This window comes from Pseudomonas sp. URIL14HWK12:I12, from assembly GCF_003097135.1.
In the GTDB taxonomy this organism is placed as follows: domain Bacteria; phylum Pseudomonadota; class Gammaproteobacteria; order Pseudomonadales; family Pseudomonadaceae; genus Aquipseudomonas.
Genome location: NZ_QEQL01000001.1, coordinates 1119775 through 1133457 on the forward strand (window position 1 = coordinate 1119775; position 13683 = coordinate 1133457).

Genomic DNA, 13683 nt, shown 5'->3' on the forward strand with positions numbered 1-13683 from the left:
GGTCACTAACTGTCAATCAGCCCCTCGCGGAGTTAAGCTCTAAGCATGAACGACGACATGAACACCTCAACCACCCGCGGGCCGCAGGATCACGAGATCCGCGACCAGATTATCAACGCTGCGACTCAGCATTTCGGCCATTACGGCTATGAGAAAACTACAGTTTCGGACCTTGCCAAGGCGATTGGCTTTTCCAAGGCTTATATCTATAAATTCTTCGACTCCAAGCAGGCGATCGGTGGGGTGATCTGCACCAATCGCTTGGCGATGATCATGGGCATCGTCGAAGCGGCACTGGCCGATGCGCCGAGTGCCTCGGAGAAGCTGAGACGCCTTTTTCGAGCAATTTCAGAGGCTGGCAGCGATCTCTTCTTCCATGATCGCAAACTCTACGACATTGCTGCGGTGGCCTCGCGCGACCAGTGGCCGTCGGTCAAGGCGCACGAGCTGCGCATACGTGAGCTGATTCAGCAGATCCTCCTCGAGGGCCGCGAAAGGGGGGAATTCGAGCGCAAGACACCTCTGGATGAAACCACCAACGCCATCTTTCTGATCCTGCGGCCTTACGTCAATTCGGCCCAGCTGCAGTACAACCTAGACAACGCTGAAGATGCTGCGGCGCATCTGCCGGCGCTGATATTACGCAGTCTAGCTCCCTAGCTTCGCCACTGTGACCATTGACAATATTGGTCACTGGTTTAAAAATGCGGTTCCTGAAATGCTCTTGAGTGATGGAACCCATGCGCCTCGTGCCCACTATTCTTGCCGTTTGCCTGCTGCCGCTGGTCCTTGCGGCGTGCGGCGATTCGTCTGTCCAGAAAGACCCCCGCAACAAGCCGCCACTGGTTCGGGTAGCTGCAGTCGAGCGGGCATCCGGGGCCGCTCGTTCCTTCACAGGTGTGGTGGTCGCGCGTACCCAGAGCGACCTCGGCTTTCGCGTGCCGGGCAAGGTGCTGGAGCGCCTGGTGGACACCGGTGAAACGGTCAGGCGCGGGCAGCTGTTGATGCGCCTTGACCCCGTCGACCTGCAGCTGCAGGCGCGGGCGCAGCAAGAGGCCGTCGCATCGGCTCGGGCGCGGGCCCGGCAGACGGCTGACGACGAAGCCCGTTACCGAGGGCTGATCGCTGCCGGGGCGATATCGGCCTCGACCTACGATCAGATAAAGGCTGCTGCCGATTCCGCCCGGGCGCAGCTCAGTGCTGCGCAGGCTCAAGCCGATGTCGCGCGCAACGCCACCGGTTACGCCGCATTGCTGGCCGATGCCGACGGTGTGGTGATGGATACCCTGGCAGAGCCTGGCCAGGTGGTCAGTGCCGGGCAGGCAGTGGTCCGGCTGGCCCGTGCAGGGCAGCGTGAAGCCATCGTGCACCTGCCCGAAACCCTGCGACCGGCGCAGGGCTCGACCGCTCAGGCCGCCCGTTATGGCAGCACCAGCGCCTCGGTTGCGGCCAGGCTGCGCCTGCTTTCGGAGGCTGCCGATGCCACCACGCGTACTTTCGAGGCTCGTTACGTGCTCGGCGGCGCGCTGGCCAATGCTCCCCTAGGCGCTACCATCACTCTCGATATTGCGGTGGCGACCGATGCAGCCCAGGCGCTGCAGGTGCCTGCCGCCGCGCTGTACGATCCGGGCAATGGTCCCGGTGTCTGGGTGGTCGCTGGCGAGCCAACGAAAGTAACTTGGCGCCCGGTGCGGGTTGTTGGGGTCGGCGGACAGGCCGCGCGAGTCGAGGGCCAACTGAGCGCAGGCGAGCAGGTGGTGGCGCTGGGCGTGCACTTGTTGCATGACAATCAGAAAGTGCACGTTGCGCAGGTGCCTGTAGTCGCCGGGAGCCAGCCATGAGCCAAGGCCGTTTCAACCTGTCGGCACTGGCGGTTCGCGAGCGGGCCATCACCTTGTTTCTCATTCTGCTGATCGCCCTGGCTGGCACGCTGGCTTTCTTCCAGTTGGGGCGCGCCGAAGATCCGCCCTTCACCGTCAAGCAGATGACCATCATCACCGCCTGGCCAGGCGCCACTGCAACGGAAATGCAGGATCAGGTCGCCGAACCGCTGGAGAAGCGCATGCAGGAGCTGCGCTGGTACGACCGCAGCGAAACCTACACCCGCGCGGGCCTGGCGTTTACCCTGGTGTCGTTGCTCGACAGCACACCGCCTTCGCAGGTGCAGGAGGAGTTCTACCAGGCCCGCAAAAAGCTCGGGGACGAAGCCAGGAACCTGCCGGCTGGCGTCATCGGGCCGATGATCAACGATGAGTTCTCGGATGTGACCTTTGCGGTGTATGCCCTGAAGGCCAAGGGCGAACCGCAGCGCCAACTGGTACGCGAGGCTGAGTCGTTGCGTCAGCGCCTGCTGCATGTGCCGGGGGTGAAGAAGGTCAACATCATCGGCGAACAGGCCGAGCGCATTTTTGTGTCCTTCTCCCATGATCGGCTGGCGACGCTGGGCGTGACTGCACAAGACATCTTCGCTGCACTCAACAACCAGAACGCCCTGACGCCAGCTGGCTCGGTGGAAACCTCCGGCCCGCAAGTGGTGATGCGCCTGGATGGCGCGTTCGACACGTTGGCGAAGATCCGTGATACACCGATCGCCGTGCCGGGCCGGGCCCTGAAACTGGCTGATGTGGCAACTGTGGAGCGTGGCTACGAGGACCCCGCCACCTTCATGGTGCGCAATGGTGGCGAACCTGCGCTGCTGCTTGGCGTGGTGATGCGCGAGGGCTGGAACGGCCTCGATCTTGGCGCGGCGCTGGATGCGGAAACGGCGAAGATCAATGACGCCATGCCGCTGGGCATGACGCTGGACAAGGTCACCGACCAGGCGGTCAACATCCGCTCGTCCGTGGATGAGTTCATGGTCAAGTTCTTCGTCGCCCTGCTGGTCGTGATGCTGGTCTGTTTCTTCAGCATGGGCTGGCGCGTGGGCGTGGTAGTAGCTGCCGCCGTGCCACTGACTTTGGCCATCGTTTTCGTAGTAATGGCTGCCACCGGTAAGAACTTCGATCGCATCACCCTGGGTTCGCTGATCCTCGCCCTTGGCCTGCTGGTGGACGACGCCATCATCGCCATCGAAATGATGGTGGTGAAAATGCAGGAAGGCTACGACCGCATCAGGGCATCGGCCTACGCCTGGAGCCACACCGCGGCGCCGATGCTTTCCGGTACGTTGGTCACCGCCACCGGCTTCATGCCCAACGGCTTCGCGCAGTCCACTGCCGGTGAGTACACCAGCAACATGTTCTGGATCGTCGGTATCGCGCTGATCGCCTCTTGGGTGGTGGCCGTGGCGTTCACGCCCTATCTGGGCGTGAAACTGCTGCCCGACCTTAAGCAGGTCGAGGGCGGCCATGCGGCCATCTACGACACACGTCATTACAACCGCTTTCGCAAGCTGCTGGGGCACGTCATCGCGCACAAATGGGTGGTGGCTGGGGTGGTGATTGCCGCGTTCGTGGTGGCAATACTGGGGATGGGGCTGGTGAAGAAGCAGTTCTTCCCCACCTCCGACCGCCCAGAAGTGCTGGTCGAGTTGCAGATGCCCTATGGCACGTCCATCGAGCAGACCAACGCCACGGCCGTGAAGGTCGAATCGTGGCTGCGCGAGCAGGAGGAAGCCAGGATCGTCACGAGCTATATCGGCCAAGGCCCGCCGCGCTTCTTCCTGGCCATGGCGCCGGAGCTGCCCGACCCTTCGTTTGCCAAGATCGTGGTGCTGACCGACAGCCAGCAAGCCCGCGAAGCGCTGAAACTGCGCATCCGCGAGGCAGCCTCCGCAGGGCTGGCGCCCGAGGCCAGGGTACGCGTCACCCAACTGGTGTTCGGTCCCTACTCACCGTACCCGGTGGCTTACCGGGTAATGGGCCCCGACGCCATGCAGCTGCGCGAAATCGCCGACCGCGTGCAGGCCGTGTTGCAGAGCAGCCCGATGATGCGCACGGTGAACGCCGATTGGGGCCCGCGGGTGCCAACGCTGCACTTTTCTCTGGACCAGGATCGTCTGCAGGCCGTTGGCTTGAGCTCCAATGCCGTGGCGCAGCAGCTGCAGTTCCTGCTCAGCGGCGTGCCGATCACCTCGGTGCGCGAGGACATCCGTTCGGTGGAGGTGGTCGGTCGCGCGGCAGGAGACATTCGCCTCGACCCGGCGAAGATCGAAGGTTTCACGCTCGTTGGCTCAGCGGGCCAGCGCATTCCGCTGTCCCAGGTCGGCGAGGTGAGTGTACGCATGGAGGACCCCATCCTGCGCCGCCGTGATCGCACGCCGACCATCACCGTGCGCGGCGACATTGCCGAGGGGCTGCAGCCGCCGGACGTGTCCACGGCCGTTTGGAAAGACCTGCAACCGATCATCGAGACGTTGCCGGCCGGCTATCGCATCGAGATGGCTGGCGCCATCGAGGAGTCCGGCAAGGCCAGTAAGGCGATCGCGCCGTTGCTGCCGATCATGATCGCACTGACGCTGCTGACCATCATCCTGCAGGTGCGCTCGCTCTCGGCCATGGTCATGGTGTTTCTCACTTCACCGCTCGGCCTGATAGGCGTGGTGCCCGTGTTGCTGCTGTTCCAGCAGCCGTTCGGCATCAACGCCTTGGTCGGCTTGATCGCGCTGTCAGGGATCCTGATGCGCAACACACTGATCCTGATCGGGCAGATCCACCACAACGAGCGCGAGGGGCTCGATCCGTTCCAGGCAGTCGTCGAGGCCGCCGTGCATCGCGCCCGCCCGGTGCTGTTGACGGCACTGGCGGCGATCCTCGCCTTCATTCCGCTCACGCACTCGGTGTTCTGGGGCACCCTGGCCTACACCCTGATTGGCGGCACTTTCGTCGGCACCATCATGACGCTGGTGTTCCTGCCGGCAATGTACGCCATCTGGTTCAGGATCCGCCCGAGCAACCAGATGCACCAAGCACATGCTTGATTCAATGCGAGCAGTGCTCAACTGCCCGCCGCCAACCTGAGAGGCTGCAATGATCCATTCTCAAAACCACAAGCGCATCGTAGTAACCGGTGTCGGTATCGTCGGTCCGCTGGGCTGCGGGACCGAAACGGTGTGGCAACGTTTGCTTGCAGGGCATTCGGGCATTCGTACGCTGCCGTTGGCCATCACTGAAGGCACAGGGGTGACGGCCGGCGGCCAAGTGCCCACGCAGGAGGAGGACGCGATCGCTGGCTACCAACCCGATCTTGTCATCGCAGCCAAGGAACGCAAGAAGATGGACCGCTTCATCGAGTTCGCACTGTTGGCCGCGCACGAGGCTTTGCACCAAGCGGGTTGGCAGCCAAACACCGAAGAAGCGCGGGAGCGTACGGCGACGATCATTGCATCGGGGGTCGGCGGCTTCGGCGCTATGGCCGAGGCCGTGCGCATCACCGATACGCGTGGGCCACGCCGGCTGTCGCCATTCACCGCGCCCTCGTTTCTCGCCAACATGGCATCGGGGCACGTATCGATCAGCCATGGTTTCAAGGGCCCGCTCGGTGCACCGGTTACCGCCTGCGCGGCCGGCATACAAGCCATTGGCGATGCGGCTCGGCTGATCAGAAGTGGCGAAGCCGATATCGCCGTGTGTGGCGGCACGGAGGCGGTGATCGACCGCGTTACCCTGGGCTGCTTCGCGGCTGCTCGGGCTTTGTCGACCGGGTTTTCCGAACGGCCGCAAGAGGCGTCGCGTCCCTTCGACCGTGACCGCGATGGGTTCGTCATGGCCGAAGGCGCCGGGCTACTGGTGATCGAGTCCCTTGAACACGCGCTGCTGCGCGGTGCTACGCCGCTGGCCGAGCTGGTGGGTTACGGCACCAGCGCCGATGCCTATCACCTTACCGCCGGCCCCGAGGATGGCGGTGGCGCGCGCCGCGCTATGCAACAGGCGCTGCAGCAGGCAGGCGTGAAGCCTGAGCAGGTGCAGCACATCAACGCTCACGCCACTTCCACACAGGTAGGTGACAAGGGTGAGCTTGCGGCTATTCAGGCGCTGTTCGGTGCCAATGCCGGCGTGGCGATCAGCTCGACCAAGTCCGCCACCGGCCATTTGCTGGGGGCCGCCGGCGGGATCGAAGCGATCTTTACCGTGCTTGCGTTGCGTGACCAGATCGCACCGCCAACCCTCAATCTCCACAGCCCGGACGCCGCCGCCGCGGGGCTCGATCTGGTCGCGCTGAACGCCCGGGCGATGTCGATCACCCATGCGCTCTCCAATGGCTTCGGCTTCGGTGGGGTGAATGCCAGCGTGCTGTTTCGTCGCTGGGAGGGCGCATGACGAGACTGGCTGTGTCCGCACGCGAGCGCGGGCTGACGCTCTCCTGATCTCGTGAACGACAGAAAGGCTGCGTTGGTACCCGAGCAACCTTGGTCACAGGTCCAGGTTCATCCAATTTATAAGATGCGATTGCAGCCCAAGTCGGTTGCAGCCAGTAGCAACAAAGCGCTTTCGGCCAGCCTGGGGCTCATACATTCATCGATTTGATCCAGAAATTGCCTCTTTGCTGATTAGTGTCTGCGCCCGTGCATAGTGCCCGGGCGTCACACCCGTTATCCGGCGGAACATTGCAATGAAAGCGCTGATGTTTTCGTAGCCAAGCTCAATCGCGGTTGTCGTCACTGACCTCCCCTCGACCAGTAATTGAATAGCGCGCAACGTGCGTGCACGTTGTCGCCATTCAGAAAAACAAAAACCGGTTTCAGCAACCAGGCGCCGGGCAAGTGTTCTAGGCGCCATACCTGATCCAGCAGCCCAATCCTCAAGTGATCTGTTGTCATCGAGCTGGGCAAGTATGGCATCGGTGATACGCCTCAAGCGCGGGTCATCAGGATGCGTCAGGCCGATGGGTTCAGGGGGGGAGGTCGCGATTTCATCCACGATGACAGCGGCAACCCGCAATTCCATTTCACTGCGAGGCGGTTGTCCCCAGGACGCAGCGCGGCTTGCCGCTTCGCGCAGCAAACTGCTGACCCTGAATGTGCATGGCATTCGATGCAGGTTCGCGCACTCTTGCTCCGCGATATACACCATCGCTCCTGCAAATGCGCCATGTGACTTCATCGCGTGCGCAACACGGGGCGGTATCCAAATGGCATGGCTAGCAGGCACTACCCATGAGCCGCCATCAGTGCTGACGGAGAGCAGGCCGGCAAGGCTTGCGATTAGTTGGCCTGCCGCATGAGTGTGAGGCGCCGTTTCGCGGGTCGCCGGGTCGCGTTGCTCTATCGCCAACAGCGGCATAAATGCCCGGTTCATGGCTGGCTTACGTTATCCAATGTCATATTCGAGGTAGTCTTATCATGATTACCCAATGGAGAATAAGACCGGCCATAGGAGTATTCAATGTCTAAAAACTGCCACGGTCGCCCTTCTTGGATTCGCCTGATTACGTGTACCTCTCACGCATTTACTTTCGGTATTTTGGCCGTGACAGCGGGATGCGCAAGCTCACCCCCCTATTCGGCCCGTCACCCCTTAAAGGATGATCTGATGAACTCTAACCAGATGGTGCAGGCCGTCGATCATATTGGCTTCGCAGTCAGTTCATTGGAAGAAGCCATTCGCTTCTGGACGATTGGACTTGGGTTCACTCTCGAACGTCAGTCGGAAATGGGCGGGGCCTTCATTTTTGAAGTAACCGGCACCGCCGATCCGAAGGTGCGGACGGCGATAGTGAAAGGTCCGGATGGCAGCCGGGTAGAGCTGCTGGAATATTCGCAGGGTGACCGCCACGGTGTCACCCCGCCGACGGCATCTGCGATTGGCTCAGCGCATCTGGCATTGAGGGTGCAAGACATGCACGCCGTACTCGGACGCATTGAGCAAGCGGGCTGGAAAGCAAGAGGCACGCCTCAACCGATTCCCGCAGGCCCACGCAAGGGAACGCTGGTTGTGTATGTGACCGGGCCAGACAATATTACTCTGGAACTGATGCAGGCTAATGAGTAGCTCCCGCTACCCGCCCAATCACATTGAATCGCCCCTAAGTTTGTAGAGTGTTGAATGGCTGATCTTGGCCGATTGCTGCAAGCCATGCGGTGTTGGGTGCTAAAGCCTCTAAGATGCCGATTGCGCCCAAGCTAAAAAGCGAAAATCGCGCTATAACAGCTCTTTCGTTATCTCCCGTCCAAGCTGGACTGTGGAGAACTAACCCTTTCTGCTGGGAGATCCATTTGCTAACTGGTTCCGTGGATCTGATTGATGAGAGCCGCCTATCCCAAGTGCTGAAGGCCAGCGAGCGATTTTCGGCGGCAACGTCGGAGGAGGAGATCGTCGCTGTATTACGTGATACGGCGCGAGCCATCGTCGACGCACAGGGGGTGGCCGTTGTCATCCAAGATGAGGGTCGCTGCTCTTATGTTGCCGAAGACGCGGTTGTTCTTCTTTGGCAAGGGCAAAGCTTTCCAGCCGATGGCTGCATTTCAGGTTGGGCGATGCGTCACAACCAATCGGTTGCGATCCGTGACGTTATGCTCGACCCGCGAATCCCGCAGCAAACTTACGCGCAGACTTTCGTGCGTAGCCTCGTAATGGTGCCCATCGGCCGGCCCGAACCCGTTGCGGCGCTTGGCGCTTATTGGTCGCAGGTTCGCGACCACGATGCCGATACGGTGATACGTCTAGAAAGTCTTGCCCGATTGGCTACGGTTGCTATCGAGAACGTGCGCCTCACGCAGGCACGCAATCGCGGGGCAGCGCTAGGGGCCGCGCAAAACCGTATTCTTGAGCTGGCAGTAACAAAAGCTGGCTTGGACGGAGCGCTTGATGCAATGGTCCGAGAGGTCGAAACGTTATCCTCATCAGGCTTTCTCGGCACTATCATGCTTCTGGATGAGGGCGGGAAAAGTCTCGAATGCTGCGCAAGCCCTAGCCTGCCCGGCGCCTTCAATGAGGCCCTAAAAAACGCCGTCGTTGGCGCGCAAGTAGGTTGTCGGAATGCTGCCGACGCAGCCGCCAACTTCATGAGCGATCCTTGCTGGCAGGAAGTCCACGCGCTGGCTGCTCGGCAGTCTTTACACGTCTGTTGGTCAGTGCCCATTCGTACGGTGCAGGGTGCCGAACTCGGTGCATTCGTTTTATACCACTCTCGAATGCGCGAGCCGCTATCGACGGATCTTGAGATCATCAACTTCGTGGTGCACACCGTAGGTCTGCTGGTTGACCGTGCCCGAGCGGATTCGGCGATACGAGTGAGTGAAGAGAGATTACGCCTTGCCGTCGATCACGCAGATGTAGGATTTTGGGACGTTGATTTCGTACACAACACGCTGATCTGGCCGTCACAGACCAAAGCGATGTTCGGTATTTCTGCTGGCATGCCGGTGACCCTGCAAGATTTTTTTGATGGATTGCATCCCGAGGATCGTGAAATCACCATGGCAGCTTTCGAAGCGGCTGCTGACCCTGTTCGCCGGGCGCTTTACGAAGTGGACTATCGCACAGTGGGTAGAGAAGACGGGATCATCCGCTGGGTAGCGGCGAAGGGCCGGGGCGTTTTCGATACAGCCGGCCGTTGCCTGCGCGTCACCGGTACCGCGATAGATATCACTGAGCGTAAAGTTGCCGAGGAGCAACTTCGAGAGTTGAATTTCACGCTTGAAGGCAGGATTGCTCAAGCGGTCGCCGAACGCGAAGAGGTTCAAAAAGCGTTGCGTCAGAGTCAAAAGATGGAGGCCATGGGCCAACTCACTGGCGGGGTAGCCCACGACTTCAACAATCTGCTTACCCCAATTGTCGGCACCCTCGACTTGCTTCAGCGCCGTGGCATTGGCGGCGAACGTGAGAAGAGGCTTATCTCGGGCGCCATGCAATCGGCAGAGCGTGCCACAACTCTGGTGCAAAGATTGCTCGCCTTTGCCCGGCGTCAACCTCTACAAACCGCGCCTGTGGATGTTGAGCGGCTTGTACGTGACATGGGCGATCTTGTATCCAGCACTATCGGCCCGCAAATCAAGGTGGTCGTCGAGGCGCCCGAAGATCTGCCTGCTGCTATCGCAGACCAAAACCAATTGGAAATGGCACTGCTGAATCTTTCCGTGAATGCACGTGACGCGATGCTGGAGGGCGGGACGATGCGCTTATCCGCCAGCAAAGCGCTGATCAGTGAAGGGCATCGCTCGAAACTACCATCAGGCGAATATCTGTGTCTGTCGGTCGCAGACACCGGTGTGGGTATGGATGCCACAACGCTTGCCCGCGCAGTCGAGCCATTCTTTTCCACCAAAGGCATAGGCAAAGGGACTGGTCTTGGTCTCTCGATGGCCCACGGGCTCGCCTCACAACTGAACGGCGCGCTTACTATTCAGAGTGCGCCAGGCCTCGGAACGAATGTTGAGCTGTGGCTGCCGAGCAGCTTGGCTCAGCCCAAGGCGTCAATATCTCTTGTCGGAACCACGGAGCAGCGCTTGATACGCGGAACTGCATTGCTGGTGGACGATGAAGAGCTTGTGCGCGCCAGCACGTCATACATGCTTGTTGAACTAGGCTACCGCGTGATCGAGGCGACCTCCGGCGAAGATGCGGTGGCGCTGCTGAACGACGGAGAGCTTTTTGATTTACTCATCACAGACCATCTGATGCCTGGCATCAACGGAACCGATTTGGCAAGGTTAGTTCGCGCATCCAGGCCCGGCACCCCCGTCCTGATTGTCTCAGGTTATGCGGAACGAGAGGGACTTGACCCTAACATTCTCCGGCTCACCAAGCCCTTTCGTAAGGATGAATTGGCGGCGAGTCTTTCCTCACTTCGCGATGAATTCAATAGCAACCCTCCTGGTTAGGTCGCGCGAAGGCACGTGACTGCTTGGCCATAATGGATAGGCTTGGGTTTGATCGAGGGGCTGTCCCGGATCGAGGGTCTGTCCCGGGCTGAGTGGGCACTGACTCAAGGTGGACAATGCCCACCGCAAGGAGTGTTCATGACCAAGACCAGACGAGGTTTTTCCCAGATTCCTTCAAACGCGAAGCGGTCGAACGTACCGAAAAAAATCGAACGCCTAAAGGCTCTGGGCCTACTGGCGCCGAGCCTGCTGCGCAAAGTCGTCGATATGCGAAATATTCTTGAGCATGAGTACTCAACGCCTGAACTTGAAAAAGTTGAAGATGCATTGGATATCGCAAGTCTTTTCGTGATGTCCGCTTCCGCAATATTTATTCCATTGATGACGTCCTAGAGTTTTCACATCCTGACCCAGTTCCAGCTCAGGGTTCTGCCACGCACGTCATTGCGGGATTGAATCGAGATGCTGGGAGGGTGTTTTACACTGTTTACGCGTGTGAGCCTGGCGAATATGGGGCGGTGTGTTGGCCCATGTGAGATCGAATCAGGGCATGTCTTGTTTGAAGCGATGGTGAGGCTTTCTGCATCGCTGATGCTGCGATACAAGGTAGCCCAAGCGCTCAGTATTTTTGAGACCGCTTTCGCCAAGCCATGAGGTGCGTTAGCTCGGGCAGTAGGCTGCAAGGGTAAAAATCGACCCTTTGCGGTGATTCGAGGTGTCTACCCAACCAAGGGTGGTTCAGGAACCACCTTCGGACTTGGACGATTCCGATTGCTCTTGACCCGCCGTCGGCCCCCCTAGAATTAAGATCCCAAATTAAGGAACGACTTCATGATCACCTGCCATGTCCGGTAGGTCATTGATCCCTATCAAATTGATGCGTTCGAACGCTATTCTCGCTCTTGGGTTCCAGTAGTAACCCGAATGGGTGGCCAGCATCACGGCTACTTCCTGCCGGCTGAAGGAGCAAATAATATCGCGTATTGCCTCTTTAGCTTCTCCAGCCTTGCCGAATACGAACGGTATCGACAGGAGGCCGCAGTGGATCCTGAATGTGTGCGTTTGGTTGAGGAAGCGGCAAAGTTGAAGTTTATCGTGAGCTACGATAGAAGCTTCCTTCGCCCTTTGCTTACGTAAATGCTTAGGTCGATTGCGGTCAGTGGCGACCGGCTGCTTTCGACCCAGAGTGTGTAAAAACGCGAGCGGGTGCTGTCGGCGCGTAGCGCCGTCGGTGGTGGGCGGAGTAGTTGCTCGCAGTAAGCCTTGCGGGTCGTCACTATGCTCTTGGAGGTCTCAGCGAGGCTTAGGCATCCAATCCGACCGTTTCAGGCCGACAACGCCTTTATCAAACTGCTGGTGCCGAGGATTTTCATCACCCGCTTCATGTTGTAGGCGAGTACGTTCAAGCTCATTTCTGTACTGACGCCCTCCAGCCTTCGCGTCAAAAAATGCGTAGCGCCCATCCACTGTTTGAGCGTCCCGAAGGGATGCTCAACTGTGCGCTTTCGAACTCGCATCATTTCCGGCGCATTGCTCAGCCGAACCTGCATCTCTTCCAATATCGCCTCATGCTCCCAGCGTCGGATTCGTCGTTCCGTACCCGGTGTGCACCACAATTTGAGCGTACAGCTTTGGCATTTCGAACTCCAATAACGATGCAGCTTCATGCCTTTCTCGACGCTAGAGAACCGCCATATCAAAGTCTCTCCAGCTGGACATACGTACTGATTTTTGGCCTCGTCATAGATAAAGACGTCGTTGTTAAAACGCCCATCAGCTTTGGCTGCTGATGTCATTGGCTTGGGTACATACGCGGTTATATCCGCGTTATGACAGGCCAGTATTTCCTCACCTTTAAAGTAGCCTCGGTCAGCCACCACCGAAAGCGAATCCGATGCCATGGCCTCGCGCGCCTGCTTGGCCATTGAGCTGAGCTGATCACGGTCGGAGCCGACATTGGTCACCTCATGGGCAACAATCAAATGGTGCTGAACATCGACCGCTGTTTGCACGTTGTAGCCAACGATCCCTGTACCACGCGTCATCATCGAACGCGCGTCTGGATCGGTCAGTGAGACCTGTTTATCCGGTGAGTCGTTGAGGCGTATTTCAATCGCCTGGAGCTCCTTCATTTGCACTTTCAGCTTGGCGATTTTCTCCTCCAGTCGCACCGTCTTGACTTCAAAGGATGTGCGCTCTTGCCGATCCGCAGTATCAAGTGCCGTCAGGTAACGGTTGATGCTCGATTCGATTTCTTCCATGCGGCGTTTCAGTTTGGCGCTGGTGAAGTTACGGTCGCGGTTGTTGACGGCTTTGAATTTGCTGCCATCGACGGCGACAAGATTTTCACCGAACAATCCCAGCTGCTGACACAGCACTACGAACTGACGACAGACGCCGCGGATGGCATTGCTGTTATTTTTTCGGAAGTTGGCGATGGTCTTAAAATCCGGCATTAAACGCCCCGTCAACCACATCAGCTCAACGTTGCGTTGAGCTTCTCGCTCCAGGCGGCGGCTTGACTGGATGCGGTTGAGATAGCCATAGATATAGATCTTCAGCAAGACTTCAGGGTGGTAAGCAGGCCGTCCAGTTTCAGCAGGAATAGCACTGTCGAACCCCAAATTGACCAGGTCGAGGTCGTCGACGAAGACGTCGACTACGCGTACCGGGTTGGTATCACTGACGTAGTCGTCGAGGCTTTCGGGGAGCAGCGTGCCTTGGCTCCGATGTTCACCTTGTATGAAGCGCTTCATGGGCGATCCTTACGATGAAATCCTCAGAAATCATAGCAAGGGTTTGCGAAGGCGTTTTTACACACTCTGGGCCAAAAGCAGCCGCTCAGAGCGGAGTTTTTCGACCCGCAGCTGCCGAATGCGGCATCAGAGAATCTATGGCTGGTGTCGGATGTGGAGCTGCTGTTT

General features: G+C 59.1%; 10 protein-coding genes. 8 read left to right on the forward strand and 2 right to left on the reverse strand.

Features of this window, described 5'->3' with window-relative positions:
• Window positions 1-45 precede the first annotated feature (45 nt).
• The 4 genes from F474_RS05270 (at window position 46) to fabF (ending at window position 6257) form a co-directional block, all read left to right on the forward strand.
• Window positions 46-660 (forward strand): TetR/AcrR family transcriptional regulator, encoded by a 615-nt coding sequence (locus F474_RS05270; protein WP_097083594.1) that lies wholly within the window; start codon window positions 46-48, stop codon window positions 658-660.
• Between the two features lie 80 nt (window positions 661-740).
• Window positions 741-1841, forward strand: a complete 1101-nt coding sequence (locus F474_RS05275) for an efflux RND transporter periplasmic adaptor subunit (RefSeq protein WP_371916109.1) — start codon at window positions 741-743, stop codon at window positions 1839-1841.
• Window positions 1838-4918, forward strand: a complete 3081-nt coding sequence (locus tag F474_RS05280) for an efflux RND transporter permease subunit (RefSeq protein ID WP_097083592.1) — start codon at window positions 1838-1840, stop codon at window positions 4916-4918. The genes F474_RS05275 and F474_RS05280 overlap by 4 nt, the downstream gene beginning before the upstream one ends.
• Window positions 4919-4967: 49 nt before the next feature.
• Complete coding sequence (gene fabF / locus F474_RS05285; RefSeq protein WP_097083591.1) at window positions 4968-6257, forward strand: beta-ketoacyl-ACP synthase II; 1290 nt, start codon at window positions 4968-4970, stop codon at window positions 6255-6257.
• A 195-nt stretch (window positions 6258-6452) separates the two neighbouring features.
• Here the strand turns inward: fabF and F474_RS05290 are convergent, their stop codons facing one another.
• On the reverse strand, window positions 6453-7235 hold the full coding sequence (locus tag F474_RS05290; protein ID WP_256577658.1) for a helix-turn-helix domain-containing protein: 783 nt from the start codon (window positions 7233-7235) through the stop codon (window positions 6453-6455).
• A gap of 234 nt (window positions 7236-7469) precedes the next feature.
• Here F474_RS05290 and F474_RS05295 point away from each other — a divergent pair, with 234 nt between their 5' ends.
• The 4 genes from F474_RS05295 to F474_RS05310 all read left to right on the forward strand — a co-directional run bounded on the left by F474_RS05295 (window position 7470) and on the right by F474_RS05310 (window position 11896).
• Window positions 7470-7928, forward strand: coding sequence for a VOC family protein (locus F474_RS05295; protein WP_097083589.1), 459 nt, complete (start codon window positions 7470-7472; stop codon window positions 7926-7928).
• A 224-nt stretch (window positions 7929-8152) separates the two neighbouring features.
• Entirely contained in the window at window positions 8153-10759 is a 2607-nt protein-coding gene (locus F474_RS05300) for a GAF domain-containing protein (RefSeq protein ID WP_256577657.1), read from the forward strand.
• A 138-nt stretch (window positions 10760-10897) separates the two neighbouring features.
• The gene (locus F474_RS22895; protein WP_256577656.1) at window positions 10898-11152 is read left to right on the forward strand and encodes a hypothetical protein; all 255 of its coding nucleotides are present in this window, start codon (window positions 10898-10900) and stop codon (window positions 11150-11152) included.
• Window positions 11153-11617: 465 nt separating this feature from the next.
• Window positions 11618-11896: an NIPSNAP family protein gene (locus tag F474_RS05310; protein ID WP_256577689.1), complete on the forward strand. Its 279-nt coding sequence runs from the start codon at window positions 11618-11620 to the stop codon at window positions 11894-11896.
• Between the two features lie 188 nt (window positions 11897-12084).
• Here F474_RS05310 and F474_RS05315 read toward each other — a convergent pair whose 3' ends face one another.
• Window positions 12085-13515 carry an IS1182 family transposase gene (locus tag F474_RS05315; RefSeq protein WP_097083587.1) on the reverse strand — a complete coding sequence of 477 codons (1431 nt, stop codon included), beginning with the start codon at window positions 13513-13515 and terminating at the stop codon, window positions 12085-12087.
• Window positions 13516-13683 lie beyond the last annotated feature (168 nt).

Bases quoted from the DNA above. Each gene is read 5' to 3' on its own strand.
- F474_RS05270 (WP_097083594.1), top strand. From the start codon at position 46: ATGAACGACGACATGAACACCTCAACCACCCGCGGGCCGCAGGATCAC.
- F474_RS05275 (WP_371916109.1), top strand. From the start codon at position 741: ATGCGCCTCGTGCCCACTATTCTTGCCGTTTGCCTGCTGCCGCTGGTC.
- F474_RS05280 (WP_097083592.1), top strand. From the start codon at position 1,838: ATGAGCCAAGGCCGTTTCAACCTGTCGGCACTGGCGGTTCGCGAGCGG.
- fabF (WP_097083591.1), top strand. From the start codon at position 4,968: ATGATCCATTCTCAAAACCACAAGCGCATCGTAGTAACCGGTGTCGGT.
- F474_RS05290 (WP_256577658.1), bottom strand. From the start codon at position 7,235: ATGAACCGGGCATTTATGCCGCTGTTGGCGATAGAGCAACGCGACCCG.
- F474_RS05295 (WP_097083589.1), top strand. From the start codon at position 7,470: ATGAACTCTAACCAGATGGTGCAGGCCGTCGATCATATTGGCTTCGCA.
- F474_RS22895 (WP_256577656.1), top strand. From the start codon at position 10,898: ATGACCAAGACCAGACGAGGTTTTTCCCAGATTCCTTCAAACGCGAAG.
- F474_RS05315 (WP_097083587.1), bottom strand. From the start codon at position 13,515: ATGAAGCGCTTCATACAAGGTGAACATCGGAGCCAAGGCACGCTGCTC.